This is a genomic window from Glutamicibacter sp. MNS18 (assembly GCF_026107515.2).
Lineage (GTDB): Bacteria > Actinomycetota > Actinomycetes > Actinomycetales > Micrococcaceae > Glutamicibacter.
Map to the genome: position 1 here is coordinate 233,692 of NZ_JAPCHW010000004.1, position 17,303 is coordinate 250,994.

Annotated in this window: 17 protein-coding genes and 2 tRNA genes; 14 read left to right on the forward strand and 5 right to left on the reverse strand. The window is 61.5% G+C overall.

The window, feature by feature from the left end; genetic code table 11:
* Positions 1-98 precede the first annotated feature (98 nt).
* From OK351_RS06755 to OK351_RS06790, 8 genes are all read left to right on the forward strand, one after another.
* Positions 99-1,175 (forward strand): glycosyltransferase family 4 protein, encoded by a 1,077-nt coding sequence (locus tag OK351_RS06755; RefSeq protein WP_265157142.1) that lies wholly within the window; start codon positions 99-101, stop codon positions 1,173-1,175.
* Positions 1,176-1,310: 135 nt separating this feature from the next.
* Positions 1,311-1,383, forward strand: a tRNA-Asn gene (locus OK351_RS06760).
* Positions 1,384-1,575: 192 nt separating this feature from the next.
* Positions 1,576-2,460: a DUF4190 domain-containing protein gene (locus tag OK351_RS06765; protein WP_265157144.1), complete on the forward strand. Its 885-nt coding sequence runs from the start codon at positions 1,576-1,578 to the stop codon at positions 2,458-2,460.
* Positions 2,461-3,067: 607 nt separating this feature from the next.
* Positions 3,068-3,910: a phage holin family protein gene (locus tag OK351_RS06770; RefSeq protein WP_265157146.1), complete on the forward strand. Its 843-nt coding sequence runs from the start codon at positions 3,068-3,070 to the stop codon at positions 3,908-3,910.
* A gap of 144 nt (positions 3,911-4,054) precedes the next feature.
* The gene (locus OK351_RS06775) at positions 4,055-4,969 is read left to right on the forward strand and encodes a DMT family transporter (RefSeq protein WP_265157148.1); all 915 of its coding nucleotides are present in this window, start codon (positions 4,055-4,057) and stop codon (positions 4,967-4,969) included.
* A 41-nt stretch (positions 4,970-5,010) separates the two neighbouring features.
* Entirely contained in the window at positions 5,011-6,198 is a 1,188-nt protein-coding gene (locus OK351_RS06780; RefSeq protein ID WP_265157150.1) for a glycosyltransferase, read from the forward strand.
* Positions 6,199-6,303: 105 nt separating this feature from the next.
* A tRNA-Ile gene (locus tag OK351_RS06785) sits at positions 6,304-6,380 on the forward strand.
* A gap of 129 nt (positions 6,381-6,509) precedes the next feature.
* Positions 6,510-7,343 (forward strand): SGNH/GDSL hydrolase family protein, encoded by an 834-nt coding sequence (locus OK351_RS06790; protein ID WP_265157152.1) that lies wholly within the window; start codon positions 6,510-6,512, stop codon positions 7,341-7,343.
* Between the two features lie 19 nt (positions 7,344-7,362).
* On the opposite strand, the gene OK351_RS06795 is transcribed toward OK351_RS06790, so the two are convergent.
* Positions 7,363-7,887: a M23 family metallopeptidase gene (locus tag OK351_RS06795; RefSeq protein WP_265157154.1), complete on the reverse strand. Its 525-nt coding sequence runs from the start codon at positions 7,885-7,887 to the stop codon at positions 7,363-7,365.
* 388 nt (positions 7,888-8,275) lie between these two features.
* Between OK351_RS06795 and rpsB the strand changes: the two genes are divergently transcribed.
* The 6 genes from rpsB to OK351_RS06825 all read left to right on the forward strand — a co-directional run bounded on the left by rpsB (position 8,276) and on the right by OK351_RS06825 (position 13,277).
* Complete coding sequence (rpsB, locus tag OK351_RS06800) at positions 8,276-9,109, forward strand: 30S ribosomal protein S2 (protein ID WP_265157156.1); 834 nt, start codon at positions 8,276-8,278, stop codon at positions 9,107-9,109.
* A 145-nt stretch (positions 9,110-9,254) separates the two neighbouring features.
* On the forward strand, positions 9,255-10,091 hold the full coding sequence (tsf, locus tag OK351_RS06805) for a translation elongation factor Ts (RefSeq protein WP_265157158.1): 837 nt from the start codon (positions 9,255-9,257) through the stop codon (positions 10,089-10,091).
* A gap of 166 nt (positions 10,092-10,257) precedes the next feature.
* The gene (pyrH, locus tag OK351_RS06810) at positions 10,258-10,980 is read left to right on the forward strand and encodes a UMP kinase (RefSeq protein WP_265157160.1); all 723 of its coding nucleotides are present in this window, start codon (positions 10,258-10,260) and stop codon (positions 10,978-10,980) included.
* A 103-nt stretch (positions 10,981-11,083) separates the two neighbouring features.
* The gene (frr, locus tag OK351_RS06815; RefSeq protein WP_265157162.1) at positions 11,084-11,641 is read left to right on the forward strand and encodes a ribosome recycling factor; all 558 of its coding nucleotides are present in this window, start codon (positions 11,084-11,086) and stop codon (positions 11,639-11,641) included.
* Positions 11,641-12,588, forward strand: a complete 948-nt coding sequence (locus OK351_RS06820) for a phosphatidate cytidylyltransferase (protein ID WP_265157164.1) — start codon at positions 11,641-11,643, stop codon at positions 12,586-12,588. The genes frr and OK351_RS06820 overlap by 1 nt, the downstream gene beginning before the upstream one ends.
* A 116-nt stretch (positions 12,589-12,704) precedes the next feature.
* Entirely contained in the window at positions 12,705-13,277 is a 573-nt protein-coding gene (locus OK351_RS06825; protein WP_265157166.1) for a DivIVA domain-containing protein, read from the forward strand.
* A gap of 138 nt (positions 13,278-13,415) precedes the next feature.
* On the opposite strand, the gene OK351_RS06830 is transcribed toward OK351_RS06825, so the two are convergent.
* Genes OK351_RS06830 through OK351_RS06845 form a run of 4 tightly spaced genes read right to left on the reverse strand, consistent with a single transcriptional unit; the run spans position 13,416 to position 17,183 of the window.
* Positions 13,416-14,891: a sodium/solute symporter gene (locus tag OK351_RS06830; protein WP_265157168.1), complete on the reverse strand. Its 1,476-nt coding sequence runs from the start codon at positions 14,889-14,891 to the stop codon at positions 13,416-13,418.
* Positions 14,888-15,262, reverse strand: a complete 375-nt coding sequence (locus OK351_RS06835) for a hypothetical protein (protein WP_265157170.1) — start codon at positions 15,260-15,262, stop codon at positions 14,888-14,890. Before OK351_RS06835 ends, OK351_RS06830 begins: the two co-directional genes overlap by 4 nt.
* Positions 15,259-15,975 carry a LytR/AlgR family response regulator transcription factor gene (locus OK351_RS06840; protein ID WP_265157172.1) on the reverse strand — a complete coding sequence of 239 codons (717 nt, stop codon included), beginning with the start codon at positions 15,973-15,975 and terminating at the stop codon, positions 15,259-15,261. The genes OK351_RS06835 and OK351_RS06840 overlap by 4 nt, the downstream gene beginning before the upstream one ends.
* Before the next feature lie 26 nt (positions 15,976-16,001).
* Positions 16,002-17,183: a sensor histidine kinase gene (locus OK351_RS06845; RefSeq protein ID WP_265157174.1), complete on the reverse strand. Its 1,182-nt coding sequence runs from the start codon at positions 17,181-17,183 to the stop codon at positions 16,002-16,004.
* Positions 17,184-17,303 lie beyond the last annotated feature (120 nt).

Here is a 17,303-nt window from a genome sequence, read left to right on the forward strand (position 1 = left end):
TGGCACGTGTCCTTTGGGAAACGAATGACCGACGTTCGGGGTCCGGAACCAGTAAGGTTGAATGCGTTGGGTCAAACGAGCGTAAGGCGAAAATCAGAGTGAAGCTAGTGGTTGATGCCCGGTATACCCGTGTGGCCCACCATGACGGGATCAGCCGGTTCACCGCAGGCATCATCGAAGCCGTGGCACGAAAAGCGGATGTCACCATGCTGATTAGTGATGAACGACAACTGGCAATGCTTCCGGACCTGCCATGGCTGAAAGTCAGTTCACCCACGTCGGTCCTCGAACCGCTGGTGGCCCTGCAAATCAATAAGCTGAACCCAGATGTGGTGTTTTCGCCGATGCAGACCATGGGCACCTGGGGGCGTAAGTTCCCGGTGATCCTGACCCTCCATGACCTGATCTACTACGCCCACCCGCGTGCGCCGAAGTTCCTTCCCGCCCCGATTCGTTGGGGATGGTATCTCTTCCACCAGGTGTATTGGCCGCAACGGATGTTGCTGAATCGGGCTGATGCAGTGGCCACTGTTTCGCAGACCACCGCGGAACTCATGCATCGGCACAAGCTGACCCGCAAACATATCGGTGTGGTCTCCAATGCCCCCTCGGGTGCTACGCAACCACGCGATGTTAGGGTGCTTCCGAAAAAAACCCTGCTTTACATGGGTTCATTCATGGAATACAAGAACGTGGAAACGTTGATCCGAGCCATGGACTACCTGCCGGATTACGAGCTGCACCTGCTCAGCTCGATCAGCGATCAGCGTCGCAAGCAACTTGAATCGTTGATTCCGGGACATGCCCACGTGGTATTCCATGGGGGTGTCGGTGACCGGGAGTACCAGCAGTTGCTCAATCGTTGCACAGCTTTGGTCACCCTGTCGCGTGAGGAAGGCTACGGATTGCCGTTGGTGGAGTCCATGAGTGTTGGCACCCCGGTGATCGTCACCGACATGCCGATATTCCGTGAAGTCGCCCAGGATGCAGCGCTCTATGCGGACCCGGATGACGCGCGTGGTTTTGCCAGCCAAGTGGACAAGCTGTCTGATCCCGACTGCTGGCGTGACTATTCAAGTAGGGTCTTAAGCCGGTCGGCCGAGTATTCCTGGGAAAAGTCCGCAGGACAGCTCATCGAGTTGGCGCAGTATGCGATAGATCACGCGAACACATAGCCGGAACAGCTCACTGGAAGTGTCGGTCCACCAGGAAAATCCCCTGGTTCGGCAGCGGGGAGACGGGGTCCTCGCCGGGTGTTTCGCCGATTTGTAAACCGCTGTTGGCCAGTGCTAAGGTATTACTCGTTGCAATCCTCCATAGCTCAATTGGCAGAGCATTCGACTGTTAATCGAAGGGTTACTGGTTCAAGTCCAGTTGGAGGAGCTTTCAAGGGTCCTGATCCGCAGTGTGCGGGTCGGGGCCCTTTCCTTTTCCTCACCTGAGGTGTCGTAGAAAAGCTTTTGCTTCAATCCCGGGAAGGGTCCGTGCCATAGCGGCGCGGGTAAACGGGCTTGCGCACCGAAACTGTCGGGGGCGGCTGGCATCATCGGAGACAGGTCAGAACTTGACCTTTCAATGTCCGACAACCTGTCGAATATTGGAAATCGCTCCGATGCCCGCACGGCATCACCTTCACTCGAGGAACTTCCAATGACCGTCCAAAGTCCTGTCGATCCGATAACACCACCAGCAGCGCCACCGGCGAAAACCGGTGCAGGCAAGGGGATTGGCATTGCCGCCCTGGTGATCGCCATCGTGGCTCTAACCCTGTGTTGGGTTCCGATCATCAACAATCTCGCCGCGGTATTGGCGATTGTGGCATTGATACTGGGTATTGTTTCCCTCGTTGTTGCCACCAAGCGTAATGGCAGTAAGGGGTTGGGTATCGCCTCCGGAATCATTGCCGTAGTGGCCGTCAGCCTGGTGTTCGTCACCCAGGCGGCCTATGTCGCTGCGATTGACGAAGTGGTTGCCGCCATTGAGGACTCCGATGATGGGGAAAGTGCGGCTTCTGACAAGGAGCTGGAACAGGCCAACGATGACTCGCAGGTACTGGGCTTGGGCCAGGAACGCGATCTCGGGGACTATTCGGTTACTGTTGCCGCAGTGAACCTGAACGCCGCAGAGCAAATCGCGGCGGCCAACCCGTTCAATGACTCCGCCGCCGGACAATATGTGCTAGTTGATGTCGAGGTCACCTACACCGGGAGTGAAGAAGCGGACCCATGGATCGACCTGAACGTGGAATTGATGGGCGCGGATGCGCGTATCTATAGCACCTCCAGTAGTGATGCGGTGGTTGAGCGCTCGGGCTTCGATCTTCCGACGTTGACCAGCGGTGGTTCGGGAAGCTACCAAGTGGTCTTCGATGTGCCGGCCGAGGCAGTCGAGAACGCCAAGGTCAGGGTAACGGAGACCTTCTCGTTCGGCGATGATGCAGGAATCTGGACTGCCAAGTAGGTGGTAGCCAGCTCCGGATGGTGATGTCCCGGGGATAAGGAAATGAGCTGCGGTTCCGGGTTGCGACCCGGAACCGCAGCTCATTTCCTTTCGTGGGCAGGAGACTGCATGCTGCCAACCACGGCGTGCCCACCCTTCATGGGCGCGGACGCCTACCCCGGTAGCCCTATGAGTCCTCTCGCCTGGCTGCCAGATGGTTCCCGCGAAGGCGGGATCCGTTCTCCGGTCCAGGGGAAATCAGGTAGGAAACCGAAAGGGAGGGCTTTCGTGGTGGATAGTGAAGCATGCGAGGCGACCTTCACGCCCCAGCAACTCCGGGTTGCAGTCGGTTTCTCCGGCAAATAAGGGAGTGCCCTGAGCAGACCCTGAAATGGCTGCGCGGCGCCCCGGAATTACCTACTGTGGGGTAACTATGGTGCGGGCCGTGCGCCACAAGACTCAAAAGGCGCGTTCATAAGAGGATAGACTGGCGAATCGATGATATATACAGGTACTTCAAAGGGGTCTCATACCGTGGGTTTACCTCTTGAGGCTGAGTTGGTAATGGCATCCGAGGTGTTAGTTTTGAATCACCGGACGCTGAGCGATCGAGAAAACTGGAGAAACCATGTCTGAAGACGAGTCGAGGCAGACGGACGAGAGCCTGAAATCGAGTCTCAAAAACGCCAAGGCACAGGTGGAAGGGCTCAAGGAACTAGTTCCGCAACAGCTTTCCGATGAGGTCAAGCTGGCGACCACACTGCTCAAGGCCAAGGGTATCCGCCTCGGAGTGGCTGCCGGCCTGGCGGTGGCCGCGGTGCTGCTGATCCTGCTCTTCGTAATCGCGGTTGTCGTGACCCTGGTTAACGTTCTCGCCCTGTGGATGCCCGGTTGGGCTGCAGGACTGGTGGTGGCCGGATTCTTCCTGTTCATTGCACTACTGCTGGGACTGATCGGCTACCGCAAGGTCAAGAAGGCGTTGCCGTTGACTCCGGACGCGGCGATCCGTGGAATCCGCCACGATATCGGTGTCCTGAAAGAGGGAAGCCGCTTCGACGAGTCGAGTCTGGATGAGCCTCGCAAGTCCAAGGACAAGGATGGAGAAGAGTCCGAAAGCAAGGAGAAGGAGCCCAAGCCGCCAGCTCCTAGTGCCGACGAGCTGATCCTGCGCACCAAGCGTCGCCGTCGCCAGATCCAGGCATTGCGCGACAACCTAGAGGCGAGCGTACGCGGCCCAAAAGACAAGGTTGATCGTGCCCGACATTTCATGGACCAGGCGGGATCAACCGTGACCGATGTGGCGGCCAAGGCCCGCAGCTTCGTGGTCCCATCCTCCGTGGCATCGGAAGACCAGAGCGATGCCGAACGTGCGACCCAGGAACGCATCGAGAAGATCAGGCCCATCGCCCTGATGTCTGCCGGTGCACTGGTTCTGATCGGCGTCCTGCGGAAACTCTTCCGCAAGTCCTAACAGACCGTGGTGGCACACCGGTGTGTCCATCAGGCACAGGGTAGCCCAGGGCGTATTAGTAGTTCGTAGTTCTTGATTGCCCGACCGGTGGGAATCAGCGCGTCATCCGCAGAACCGGTCGCAAACTGAGGAGAAATACTAGTTTTGGTCTGGATTGCCGTTGCCGCCGCCTTATGTGGTGCCGTGGGGTTGGCCTTCGGCGCACATTGGCAGTCTGCTGCGGTACGCCAACAGGGGCACGACACCAACCTCACCATCGGCAGTCTAAAGAAGCTGCTGCGCAGCCGGCGCTGGGTCATCGGACTGTTGATGCTCGCAACCGGTACGGTGCTCAATGTGTTCGCCTTGGCGAGTGCACCACTGACTGTGGTGCAGCCTATCGGTGCGATTGCACTGGTCATCACCACCGTGGTCACCGCACGCACAAACCATCTGAAGATGAACATGCCTACGGTGCTGGCGATCATCAGCTGCATGGTCGGATCGGTCGCTTTCGTTCTGATGGCCATTAACGTGACCAACCCCAATAACGAGGCCACACCGCATCAGACCATGGTGATCGAACTGATCCTCACGGTCGTTGTCGTACTGTTCGCGCTGGTCGGTTTACTGGGGCGGCATCGGCTGGGTGCGTTCTTCTACATCGTGGGGGCCGGGGTGCTCTTCGGGTTCGTGGCCGTACTGGTGCGGACCATTGCCATAGCATTGATGAACCTGGAGAATACGGCGGGACTGCGTGATTTGCCGTGGCTGGCAGTGGTCTTCGTGATCATTGCCGGTTTGCTGGGTTCCTACTTTGTCCAGAATGCCTATGCCAAGGGGCCGCCGGACTTGGTGATTGCCGGTTTGACGGTCATTGATCCGATCATCGGCATCGCGATCGGCATCGGCATACTGAACGAACTTCGACCGCAGGTACCGGCATCGATGGGCTTGTTGATGGGCATCGCCGGACTGCTGGCGATCGTGGGTGTGGTGGCCTTGTCGAAGCACCATCCTGATGTGCTCGATCGTCAGGCCAAGAGGAAAGCGAACGGGAGCGGCTCATGGCAACCATAGCGCCAGACCCGTTGGACAATTTTCATTTAGAGAACAAGGATATGAGCGTGGCCAAGGAGCAAGCACTGACCATCGTCATTGCGGCTGATACCTATCCGCCGGACGTGAACGGGGCAGCGACCTTCTGCTACCGTTTGGCTACCGCCATGCACGCCCGGGGGCATCGAGTCCATGTGCTGGCGACCCGCGGGAACAAGGGTAAGACGTATACCGAGGTACGCCCCGAGGCCATCGTGCATCGGTTGCAGTCCTTTGCGGTACCGACCCATGAATATTTCCGGCTGACCCTGCCGCTGCAGATTAACCAGCAGATCTACCGTCTGCTCAAGGAAATCCAACCCGATGCGATCCACGCCCAGAGCCATTACATGATCGGTCGGGCCGCACTGACCTACGGCAAACGCCACAAGATCCGCACCGTGGCCACCAACCACCTGATGCCTGAGAACCTGAACCCATTCCTGCCGTTCCCGCAGTGGTTCAACAACCTGTACTTCCGGTTCTCATGGCGGGATATGGGCCGGGTATTCAACCGGGCCGAACTGATCACCACACCCACCCCCTTGGCTGCCAAAGCGATGCGGGAACGGGCCGGGTTGACCAATGTGCGGCCGCTGTCCAACGGAATCGAAGTGGGGAATTACGAGCTGGCCGAAGACGAGAGCATCACCCGCAATCCGGAACCGACGATTCTCTTTGTTGGCCGTCTGGCCGTGGAAAAGAACGTCAACGAGCTGATCGAGGCCGTGGGGATCATGAAGAAGGTGCCCAACGCGGTCCTGGAAATCGTCGGCGGGGGCGAGCAACGATCCAAGCTGGAGCAATTGGCCCGCGAGCGCGGGCTAGCCGATAGGGTGAAGTTCTTCGGACACATTAGTGACGAGGAGCTGCGTGAAGCCTACTTGCGATGCGACCTGTTCTGCCAACCGGGAACGGCCGAGCTGCAATCGCTGGTGACCTTGGAGGCGCTCTCGGCGTCGAAACCGGTGGTGCTGGCCAATGCCCTGGCCCTGCCGCACCTGGTGGACGAGGGCGTCAACGGATACATGTTCCAGCCCGGCAACCGCCAGGATCTGGCCGATAAGCTGGACCGGGTGCTATCGCTGTCGCAGGCCGAGCGGGAACGCATGGGGAAGGCGGGACACCACAAGGTGCTCAACCACGCCCAGGAAAAGACGATGAAGGCCTTCGAGGACATCTACCGGGGCCAAATACCCCCGGCCTACTAGGGGCTGCGCCGCGACATGCATCGCTCCGTTTCTTGGTTCGCGGTGCTGATGCTCTAGAATATTTCGAGTGTGCTCGGATCCGCCAAGCGGTTCCGTTGCCCATGTGGGGCGATAGCTCAGTTGGTTAGAGCAGGGGACTCATAATCCCTTGGTCGCGGGTTCAAGTCCCGCTCGCCCTACCAGCACAACAAGGCCGGTTGACTTGTCAGGACAAGTCGACCGGCCTTGTCCAGTATTGCGGACACCTGAGGTTCACATAAATTTGGCCGCCGTGTAGGCAGAGCGTTACCGGCAGGCCATAGCGTGGGCGCATGGATCGGCTATTTGTTGCAATCGGTGATTCCTTTACCGAAGGTGTGGGGGACTGGGAACCGCGACTGCCCAATGGGGTGCGAGGCTGGGCCGACAGGGTCGCCAAACAACTGTCCAAGGAAGACCCGGGGTGGCGATACGCCAACCTGGCCGTTCGCAGCCGCCGGTTGGAGAGGATCATCTCCGAACAGATCGAGCCTGCGCTTGCCATGAAACCGGATGTGATCTCCTTCTATGCCGGTGGCAACGACATCATGGAATTCCGCAAGGACATGGACCAGGTCTTGGCCAACTACACGGCGGCCGTGGAGCGGCTTGCCGGATCCGGGGCGCAGATCCTGCTGTTTACCGGATTCGATATTCCCGTGCATCCGCTGCTCACCCCGCTCAAGCGACGGAACTGGCGATTCAATGCGTGCGCGCGGCAACTGGCGCAGCGATATCGCGACACGGTTACACTGGTCGATTACTGGGCCTGGGATGTCTACGCCGACCGGCGGATGTGGGATATCGACAAGCTGCACATGAACCGTGCCGGACACCGCTACATGGCCATCCAGATCCTGGAGATTCTCGGTGCGCGTCACCAGCTCTCCTTTGAACCCTTTGGCGATCCGCTGCGTGTGGGAACGGTCCAGGCGCTGCGCCGTGACGCGGAATGGATGCGTCAATGGGTTTTGCCGATGTTCGGCCGGAGGATCCGCGGGGTTACCCTCGGGGACACGTTGGCGCCGCGCTGGCCGGAGCCGATCTATCCGGCGGATGGGATGAAGAAGCTCACCAAGCGCGTGCGACGTGATCAAGGTGCCCTGGGTTCCGGAGCCGCAAACTGAGCGGGGTCATCCGGCCCCTTTAGTCCAGCGGCAGCAGGACCGATGGGCGCAAGTCCTCAATCAGCAGTGCCGGGTCGATGTAGTCGCCATGCAACCGGACACCCCAATGCAGGCAGCGGTCCGAACAGTGCGCGCCGTTGGCAAGCTCCGCGACAAGCTGCCGTGACAGGACCCTGTCACCCACTGACAAGTCGCTGCTCACCGGTTCGAAACTGGACTTGAAGCCCTGCCCGTGGTCGATCACCAGCACCGGACGATCCACCACATGTCCACGAAAGCTGACCACCCCGTCCTGCGGGGCCAGCACACTCAGACCGGGCCGGGCGGCCAAATCCACTCCGCGGTGTCCGGGCAGCCAGTTCTGCGCAGGCCCTTCAAAGGGACGCAGTACCTGTACATCACCGGCCAACGGCCAATGCCAGGGTTTGCTGAATCCCGGAACCAACCTGGCCGGGGCGGGCTCCGGCGGCTGCGGGGACAACGCCAGCAGGACCCCGAGCAGGGGCAGCAATGCCAGCAAACGTGGAATTTGTCGTCTGTTCATGGGTCCACGTTGCCGCGACCGTCCGGCTGGCCAGGTGCCAAGGGAGCGAACTGTGGGTAACCGGAAACACGTCATGGCCTGCTTCCCCACGTCGATCAGCTTCGAAGCGGTGTAGTACACTGGGGATTGCGGTTTCGCGTGACAGGTGTGCCCAAAATACCTGTTAAGGCGCGGAATTGACTTCGCGTGTGGAGTATCACGATTCATTTTGTGTTCCGGCCCCAATGGTCCGAGTCATCGGTGGGGTCCAGCCGTTCCTGCGTGCAGGAAAGGCGCTTCACACCAGGGCAGATAACCACCAGGGTTTTCTGCGTTCAACCAAAACAACCAGGGCAGTTACCGCGGGCGCGTAGGCGTCCGGTCCGCCACTGCTGAAAGGAGTTGCGACATGCCAGTCGTAACCATGCGAGAGCTGCTGAACAGCGGCGTCCACTTCGGCCACCAGACCCGTCGTTGGAACCCGAAGATGAAGCGTTTCATCCTGACCGAGCGCAACGGCATCTACATCATTGACCTGCAGCAGTCGCTGTCGTTCATTGACCGTGCCTACGACTTCGTCAAGCAGACCGTGGCCCATGGTGGCTCGATCCTGTTTGTCGGCACCAAGAAGCAGGCTCAGGAATCCATTGCCGAGCAGGCTACCCGCGTTGGCCAGCCATACGTGAACCACCGCTGGCTCGGCGGTATGCTGACCAACTTCCAGACCGTCTCCAAGCGCGTTTCGCGCATGAAGGAACTGGAAGAGATCAACTTCGACGATGTTGCCGGTTCGGGCCACACCAAGAAGGAACTGCTGCTGCTCAAGCGCGAGCTGACCAAGCTGCAGAACAACCTCGGTGGCATCCGCAACCTGACCCGCACCCCGTCGGCCATCTGGATCGTTGATACCAAGAAGGAACACCTGGCAATCGACGAAGCCCAGAAGCTGGGCATCCCGGTTGTCGCCATCCTGGATACCAACTGCGATCCGGACGAAGTCACCTACCCGATCCCGGGCAACGACGACGCCATCCGCTCCGTCAACCTGCTGACCCGTGTTGTTGCCGACGCTGTGGCCGAAGGCCTCATCGCCAAGAACAACAAGGCTGCCGGCAAGGCTGAGGGTGCCACAGAGCCAATGGCCGAGTGGGAGCGCGAACTGCTGGAAAAGGGTGCGCAGGAAGAAGCCGCCAAGGCTGAAGCCGCAACCGAGGAAGCTGCTGAGAAGCCAGCTGCCGAGTAGTCACCAAAATGACTTATGGAGTTCGCCTCACGGTGCTACGGTGCCGTAGGGCGTAACTCCAGACCCTCTCGTGGGACGGGCCGGATTTCCGACCCGTCCCACGAGCGAAATAAACTTGAAACCTCCTAGTGAATGGGGAACGCACGTGGCAAACTACACCGCTGCTGACATCAAGGCACTGCGCGAGCGCACCGGCGCCGGCATGATGGACGTGAAGAAGGCCCTCGACGAAGCCAACGGCGACGCCGAGAAGGCCATCGAGATCATCCGAATCAAGGGCCTGAAGGGCGCTACCAAGCGCGAAGGCCGTTCGACCGCCGAAGGCCTGATCGCGGCCAAGGTCGAGGGCACCGTCGGCGTCATGATCGAGATCAACTGCGAGACCGACTTCGTGGCCAAGAACGAGAAGTTCATCGAGCTGGCCAACAAGGTCCTGGATGCCGCTGTGGCTTCCGGTGCAGCCGACGCCGAGGCCCTGCTGGCCTACGTCGTTGACGGCAAGACCGTCGCCGACCTGGTTGTCGAAGAAGGCGCGATCCTGGGCGAGAAGGTTGTTGTCCGCCGGGTAGCCCGAGTCGAGGGTGCCAAGGTCGCCTCGTACCTGCACAAGACCAGCAAGGACCTGCCGGCACAGGTTGGTGTCCTGTTGGCTGTTGACGCCGAGACCGAAGCCGCGGCCACCGCCGCCCATGACGTGGCAGTGCACACCGCCGCCATGGCCCCGACCTACCTGACCCGCGAGGATGTCCCGGCGGAAAAGGTCGAGGACGAGCGTCGCATCGCCGATGAGACCGCACGCGCCGAAGGCAAGCCGGAAGCCGCCCTGACCAAGATCGTTGAAGGCCGCCTGACCGGCTTCTTCAAGGAGATCGTGCTGGTCGACCAGGCATTCGCCAAGGATGCCAAGAAGTCCGTGGGCAAGGTCTTCGAAGAGGCTGCCACCAAGCCGGTTGCCTTCGCACGCTTCCGCGTTGGCGCCTAAGGCATCGACCCGCAGCTAGAACATGCCGCCTGATGGCGGTTGCAGAACAGGAGGGAGGTGAGCACCGAGCATACTCGGTGTCTCGCCTCCCTTTTCCTACGCCCTGTGTGCAGGGTATTTTTTAGACCAGTCGCAAGAAATTTTTTAGTTCAGGAGCCAGACACCGATGGTCAACAGCGAAACCCCCAAGCGTCGTCGCGTACTTCTCAAACTCTCCGGGGAGGTTTTCGGCGGCGGCAATGTCGGCGTGGACCCCACCACCGTGCGTGGTGTGGCAGAGCAGATCGCCGCGACCGTCGGTGAAGTGGAAACCGCCATCGTCGTCGGCGGCGGCAACTTCTTCCGTGGCGCCGAGCTCTCCGCAGCCGGTATGGATCGCTCACGCGCCGACTACATGGGGATGCTGGGCACCGTGATGAACTGCCTGGCCCTGCAGGATTTCCTGGAGCAGTGCGGGGTGGAGACCCGCGTGCAGTCCGCGATCTCCATGGCCCAGGTGGCCGAGAACTACATTCCGCGCCGCGCCATCCGCCATATGGAAAAGGACCGGGTGGTGATCTTCGGTGCCGGCGCCGGCCTGCCGTATTTCTCCACCGACACCGTCGCCGCCCAGCGTGCGCTGGAAGTCGATGCGGACGAGGTGCTGATGGCCAAGAGCGGCGTGGACGGGGTATACACCGCGGATCCGAAGAAGGACCCGACCGCGCAAAAACTCCAGACCCTGACCTACAACGACGCACTGGTACGCAATATCCGGGTCATGGACCAGACCGCGATGACCATGTGCCAGGACAACAACCTGAACATGCTGGTCTTCGGGATGGAAGGCGATGGCAACGTGGCCCGCGCAATTCGCGGCGAGCGGATCGGCACCACTGTCACACCATAGGGCGCATCGTGGCATAGGATTGAACTAGTTTGAACTGCCCACAGCCCGGTTCGCGGTCATCCCACCCGGGCTGTGGCACAGAAAAATACCCAAAGGAGTACCGGTGATTGACGAAATTCTGGCGGAAGCCGCCGATAAAATGGAACGCACCATCGAGGCCGCCAAGGAAGATTTCGCGAACATCCGCACCGGCCGTGCCCACCCTGGAATGTATTCCAAGGTCATGGTTGACTACTACGGTTCGTTGACCCCGCTGCAGCAGCTGGCATCCTTCGCGGTGCCCGAGGCACGCACCATCCTGATCAGCCCCTACGATGTCAGCGCCCTGCGCGAAATCGAAAAGGCCCTGGGCGATTCGGAAGTCGGCGCCAACCCGTCCAACGACGGCAAGACCATCCGGGTGACCCTTCCGGTACTGACCGAGGAACGCCGCAAGGAATACGTGAAACTGACCCGCACCAAGGGCGAGGATTCCAAGGTGGCCATCCGCAACCACCGCCGCAAGGCCAAGGAGAGCATCGACAAGCTGGTCAAGGACGGCGAAGTGGGCGAGGACGAGGGCAACCGCGGCGAGAAGGACCTGGACGCCCTGACCAAGAAGTTCACCGATTCGGTCGATGAGCTGGTCAAGCGCAAAGAAGCCGAGCTGCTGGAAGTCTAATGTCTGACTTGCCCGAGCCGGCGGCTGACGCGGGGCAACCCACGGCAGCCGCCGCACCGGCCAGCACGCCACCGCTGACCCGACGACAGCTGCGCCAAGCCGCGCAGGCCGCGGCAGCGGCCAAGCCCTCCAAGGCCGGACGCAACCTGCCCGCGGCAATCACCGTCGGGGTGCTCATGCTCGGCACGGTACTGGTGGGACTGTTCTGGTTCCCGCTTGCGCTGCTGATCATGGTGGCGATCCTGGCGGCAGCGGGCTGCTGGGAAGTGGCCAGGGCCACCAGCCAGGCCCGGGTGGATGTCCCGGTGATCCCGTTGTTTTTCGCCTCCGCCCTGTTGCCGGCGGCAGCCTACTTCGGCGGTCTCGAAGCCCTGGGTTTCGCCTATATGGGGGCTTTGCTGATCATCGTGCTCAGCCGGATCCTGGACGGCCTGAAGAACGCCGCGGCCTCCGTGATGGCCTCGGTGTTCATCATCAGCTGGGTCCCGCTGCTGCTGAGCTTCGCGGTGCTGCTGCTGGCCGATGACAACGGTAAATGGCTGATCGCCACCGCACTGTTGCTGGTGGTCGCCAACGATACCTTCGGGTATATCGTCGGGGTTTTGTTCGGCAAGCATCCGATGGCGCCGAAGATCTCACCGAAGAAGTCCTGGGAAGGGTTCGCCGGTTCGGTCATCGGGGCGATCATCATCGGCGTGCTCGCCGCCCACTACCTGCTGGATATGCCATGGTGGGCCGGGGCGATCCTGGCTTTCTTCACCGTCATCGCAGCCACCACCGGGGACCTGTCAGAATCAATGGTCAAACGCGAGCTGGGCATCAAGGACATGAGCAACCTCTTGCCCGGCCACGGCGGGGTGATGGACCGGCTGGATTCGGTGCTGTTCGCGATGCCGCTGGTGTACCTGATCAGCCACCTGATCAGTTGGAGCACCACACTGGGCTGATCGGCCCACGGGTGGGGCGCATCCCGGAGAATAGCGCCAGAGAACGTAGAATATTGCCGGTGGCCAGTGTGCCGCGCAGGCCACCCCCCCCATTGCAGTACAACGAAGGATGAGACGTGTCGCAGCAACCAGATGCCCCGTTTTCCCGGGTCTCCGATCAGGAGTTCGGGTACAACATGAAGCAGGTTGACGCCTTCTTGAACCGTGCGCGGGAGACCTTCAACGGCGCGGGTTCGGACGAGGCGCTGGTCACCAGCCACCTGGTGCGGCGCACCACCTTCGCACCGCAGAAGGGCGGCTATGCCGCCCGCGAGGTCGACGGCGCCCTGGACCGGTTGGAGGACGTCTTCGCGAAGCGAGAGCGTGACGACTTGATCGCCCACCAGGGGGAAGAAGTCTGGCTGCAACAGGTGGGCCGGTTGGCCGCCATCCTGCGTGGCCGCCTGCACCGTGCCCATGGGGAGCGTTTCCGCCGGCCTTCGCGCAGCAATGCGGCCAGCTACAACGTCGAGGACGTGGACCGGCTCTGCGACCAACTGATCGACTACTTCGAGAAGGATGTGCCGATGAGCGTGGATTCGGTGCGCCGTGTCGAGTTCCGCACCGCCGTGGGCACCGACGGCTACGAGGAATCCCAGGTGGATGCCTTCCTGGACCGGGTGGTCGAATTGATGGCCTCCATCGACTGATATCCGTAGGCCAATGGCCGTGAGGAGCCCCCGCAGGGGAGGCCCTTCACGGCCATTGGTGTTCCACGAACCGAATAGGGGACGGCCAGCTGCCGGACCGCGTCCATGCCTGCCGCTACCCGTACTCCCGGCAGCGGCTCAATCGTGCAGGTCGCTGCGTTCCGGGACATGCAGACGAGCAAGGATGCGCTCGACATTGCGCGGAACCCGTTTGGCAGTCGCCAGCGACACCAGGATGGTGACCAGGAATGCCAGCGGAACACTCCACGCGGCCGGCTGCCGGATCAGCGCCACCCAGAATGAGTCGCTACCTGTCAGCAACCCGCTGACCAGCAAGGACAGGGCGCAGCTGATGGCGCCGGTGAGCATTCCGGCGATGGCCCCGATACTGGTCAACTGGCGCCACCAGATACCCAGCAGCAGCAGCGGGCAGATGGTCGAGGCGGTGAAGGCGAACACGTTGCCGATGGCCCCGGCCAGAGCCAGCGAACTGGTCAGCCCCGCCACCAGCAGCGGTGCGGTGGTGGCCAGCACCGTGGAGATCTTGAAACCGCGTACCGTACCGGCGAAGAACTCCTGGGACACCGCCCCCGCCAGCGAAACAACCAACCCGGAGGTGGTGGACAGGAACGCGGCGAACGCCCCACCGACCACGACCGAGGTGAGTAGATCGGCGGCCAGCCCCTCGAGGATTGTCCCGGGCAACAACAGTACCGTTGCATCGGCATTGCCCGTCTGTCCCAGATCCGGGGTGAAAAGCCGGCCCAGGATGCCCAGGGCCACGGGCCAGATGTAGAAGAAGGACAGCAGCCCCAGCACGATCACCGTGGTGGACCGGGCCGCCTGGCCGGTGGGGTTGGTGTAGAAACGCACCAGGACGTGCGGAAGCCCCAAGGTGCCGAAAAGCAGTGCGATGATGATCGAGATCGTCTCGTACAGTCCCATGCTCCCGCCACCACCGAGCCGCTCGCCCAGCTGCTGGACCCGCAGCGCCGGATCATTGCCGGGAATCAGGCGGGTGAGCAGGAAAATCGTGGGAACCACTAGCGCGGCCAGTTTCAGCCAGTACTGGAACGCCTGGACAAAGGTCACCGAACGCATGCCACCGGAAACCACCGTCAGGCAGACCACCGTGGCCACCAGCAGTGGGCCGGCCCAGTCGGGCAACCCAGTGGCCACGGTCAGGGTCAATGACGCCCCGTGCATCTGCGGGACGATATACAGCAGGCAGATCAGCACAACCAGGTAGGTGGTGATCTTGCGCAGCGGCACCGAGGCGAAACGGATCTGCGCGAAGTCCGGCAAGGTGTACGCCTGAGACCGGCGCAGGGGCGCTGCAACGAACAACAACAACATCAGGTATCCGGCCGTGTAGCCGATGGGGAACCAGAGACCGGACTGGCCCGAGACCACGATCAGCCCGGCCACTCCCAGGAACGAGGCAGCCGACAGGTATTCACCGCCGATCGCCGAGGCATTCCACCATGGACGAACCGTACGGCTGGCCACATAGAAGTCGCTGGTGGTGCGGGAAAGCCGCAGCCCGTGTACGGCAACCAGCACCGTGGCCAGGCATACCACCAGCAGTGCAATGACCGAGAACGGCTGGGTCATCGGGCGATACTCCGGTAGCGCCGTTCGTTGCGCACCGCGGACAGGTTGTACAACACCCCGGCCATGATGATCAGCGGATACACCCCGACTCCCAGGATCCACCACGGTAGCGGGATGGAAAACAAAGCCATCTCGGTGATCGCCGGCCAGAAGGAGAGCAGCACCGTGATGCCCACCAGCAGCACAATGATGCCGGAGGCCACCGACACCGCCAGACGAAGCTGCGACCGGATCAGCTGGCGTACGTAAAAGGCATCCGCGCTGTGTTCCGGTGAGCCCGAGGGGATCGGGAACGTGGCATCATCCGGAGCCTGGACCCGCACCCGGCGCGGACGCTGGATGGCGAAGGGATCGGTGGGTTGCCGGCTCACAGGGGCCGCACCCGGTTGGCCGCCAGCTTCTCCCGCAGGTAGGGCAGCGCTCGGCGGGATACCGGCAGCTGGATTCCGTTGAGCACCACCGCGGCCTTGCCGGTCGCCAGCTTCACGGTGTCGATCATTTCCATGTTCACCAGGTAGGAACGGTGGATACGCACGTAGCCGGCCGGTCCCCACTGGGCTTCCAAATCGTTGAGCGGGACACGGATCAGGTAGCTGGACTCGCGGGTATGCAACCTGGCATAGTCGCCGGCGGCCTGGACATAGGCGATCGAGTCGCGTTCGATCAGCTTGGTGATGCCACCTTGGTCGACGGTGACCATTTCCGGCTTGCTCTGGGTGTCTTCCACAAGGTCGCAGACCCGGCGAACCGATTCGGCCAGTCGCTGCGGCCGGATGGGCTTGAGCACGTAGTCCACGGCGGCCAGGTCAAAGGCCTCCAGCGCCTGGTCCTCATCGGCGGTGACAAAGACGATATGCGGGGGATTGGTGAAACGTGAGATGACCCGGGCGATGTCCAGTCCCGAAAGCGCGGGCATGTGGATATCCAGGAACAGGGCGTCCACCTCGTGTTCTTCCAAGACCTTCAGGGCTGCGGCGCCGGAGGTGGCACGGTGGATCTGTCCCACCCGAGCGTCCTGGCTGAGCAGGTAGGCCAATTCCTCGACAGCCGGTAATTCGTCGTCGGCAACTACGACATTAATCATTCTCAGAGTCTACCTTTTCGTGCAATCTAGGGGGTGGGGGACATCTCTGGGGAAGGGACGAACTTGGGAATGCGCAAGGTGATCAGTGTTCCTGCGCCCTCGGCCGTGTCAATGAGCAATCCGTGGCCGGGCCCGTAGATCTGACGCAGTCGCACGTCCACATTGCGCAATCCCACATGCAGGTTGGTGGTGGTTCCCGCCAACACCCGGGCGAGCTTTTCCGGATCCATTCCGGCCCCGTCATCCTCGACCTGGATGGAGGCATGCTGGCCCTCGTCGGTGGCGGTGATGCTGATCAGCCCACCACCGGGTTTGGCTTCCAGGCCATGGCGGACGGCGTTCTCCACCAGGGGTTGGAGGGCGAGGAAGGGGATCTGGATATTCAGTACCTCCGGAGCGATCTGCAAGGAGACGCGAATCCGGTCCCCGAACCGGGCCTTTTCCAAGAGCAGGTAGCGGTCGATGGCTTCCAGCTCCTCGGCCAACGTGGTGAAGTCCCCCCGGCGTCGGAAGGAATACCGGGTGAAGTCCGCGAACTCGATTACCAGTTCCCGGGCACGGGCCGGGTCCGTGTTGATGAAGGAGGCGATCGCGTTCAGCGAGTTGTAGATGAAGTGCGGTGAAATCTGGGCACGTAATGCCCTTACCTGTGCTTCGAGCAACTGGGCGCGAGAGACATCGAGTTCGGCCAGGGACAGTTGCGCCGAGACAAAGGTCGCCACCTCGCTGACCGCACGCACGAATCCTGCACCGGCCCGTGCATGCACGGCGCTGACCGCGCCGACCGGCTGCCCTCCGACGATCAGGGGCGAACTGACCAAGGTGGTGCCGGGCAGCTTGTTCACCTGGGTCTTGGTCGCGGCAATCGCATCCATGGCGCTGGCCTGCAATTCGGCGAGCAGCCCGGGACCCAGGCTCTGGTTGGAGTCGCTGCCCAGTATTGCGGACAGATCCGAGATCACCAGTACCTGGCAGCTCAACAACCGGCGTAGGGCCTTGGCCGCCTTGCCGGCGCTGGACTCGTTGAGGCCTTCGGCCACATGGGGGACCGCAGCCGACATGTGATGCAGGGCCTGAAAGGTGGCTTGCTCGGCATCGGTACCCATCTCCCGGGTGGAGCGTGAGATCTTGAACCCCAGGAACCCGACGATGGCGATGCCGACGGTCACCACGGTGACGATGAGGGTGATCTCCAGGGCAATTGACATGATCCCATCCTAAGCAACAGCCCGGTGTCCAACCGTTCGTCGTGCGACGGAATGCCGTTGGGCGCAAGAATCGACCCGTTGACCATGAGCGCCCCGATAACCCCTATCGATCGCCGAACC

Bases quoted from the DNA above. Each gene is read 5' to 3' on its own strand.
- OK351_RS06780 (WP_265157150.1), top strand. From the start codon at position 5,011: ATGAGCGTGGCCAAGGAGCAAGCACTGACCATCGTCATTGCGGCTGAT.
- OK351_RS06840 (WP_265157172.1), bottom strand. From the start codon at position 15,975: ATGATTAATGTCGTAGTTGCCGACGACGAATTACCGGCTGTCGAGGAA.
- rpsB (WP_265157156.1), top strand. From the start codon at position 8,276: ATGCCAGTCGTAACCATGCGAGAGCTGCTGAACAGCGGCGTCCACTTC.
- pyrH (WP_265157160.1), top strand. From the start codon at position 10,258: ATGGTCAACAGCGAAACCCCCAAGCGTCGTCGCGTACTTCTCAAACTC.
- OK351_RS06830 (WP_265157168.1), bottom strand. From the start codon at position 14,891: ATGACCCAGCCGTTCTCGGTCATTGCACTGCTGGTGGTATGCCTGGCC.
- OK351_RS06790 (WP_265157152.1), top strand. From the start codon at position 6,510: ATGGATCGGCTATTTGTTGCAATCGGTGATTCCTTTACCGAAGGTGTG.
- OK351_RS06765 (WP_265157144.1), top strand. From the start codon at position 1,576: ATGTCCGACAACCTGTCGAATATTGGAAATCGCTCCGATGCCCGCACG.
- OK351_RS06845 (WP_265157174.1), bottom strand. From the start codon at position 17,183: ATGTCAATTGCCCTGGAGATCACCCTCATCGTCACCGTGGTGACCGTC.
- OK351_RS06770 (WP_265157146.1), top strand. From the start codon at position 3,068: ATGTCTGAAGACGAGTCGAGGCAGACGGACGAGAGCCTGAAATCGAGT.
- OK351_RS06795 (WP_265157154.1), bottom strand. From the start codon at position 7,887: ATGAACAGACGACAAATTCCACGTTTGCTGGCATTGCTGCCCCTGCTC.
- OK351_RS06820 (WP_265157164.1), top strand. From the start codon at position 11,641: ATGTCTGACTTGCCCGAGCCGGCGGCTGACGCGGGGCAACCCACGGCA.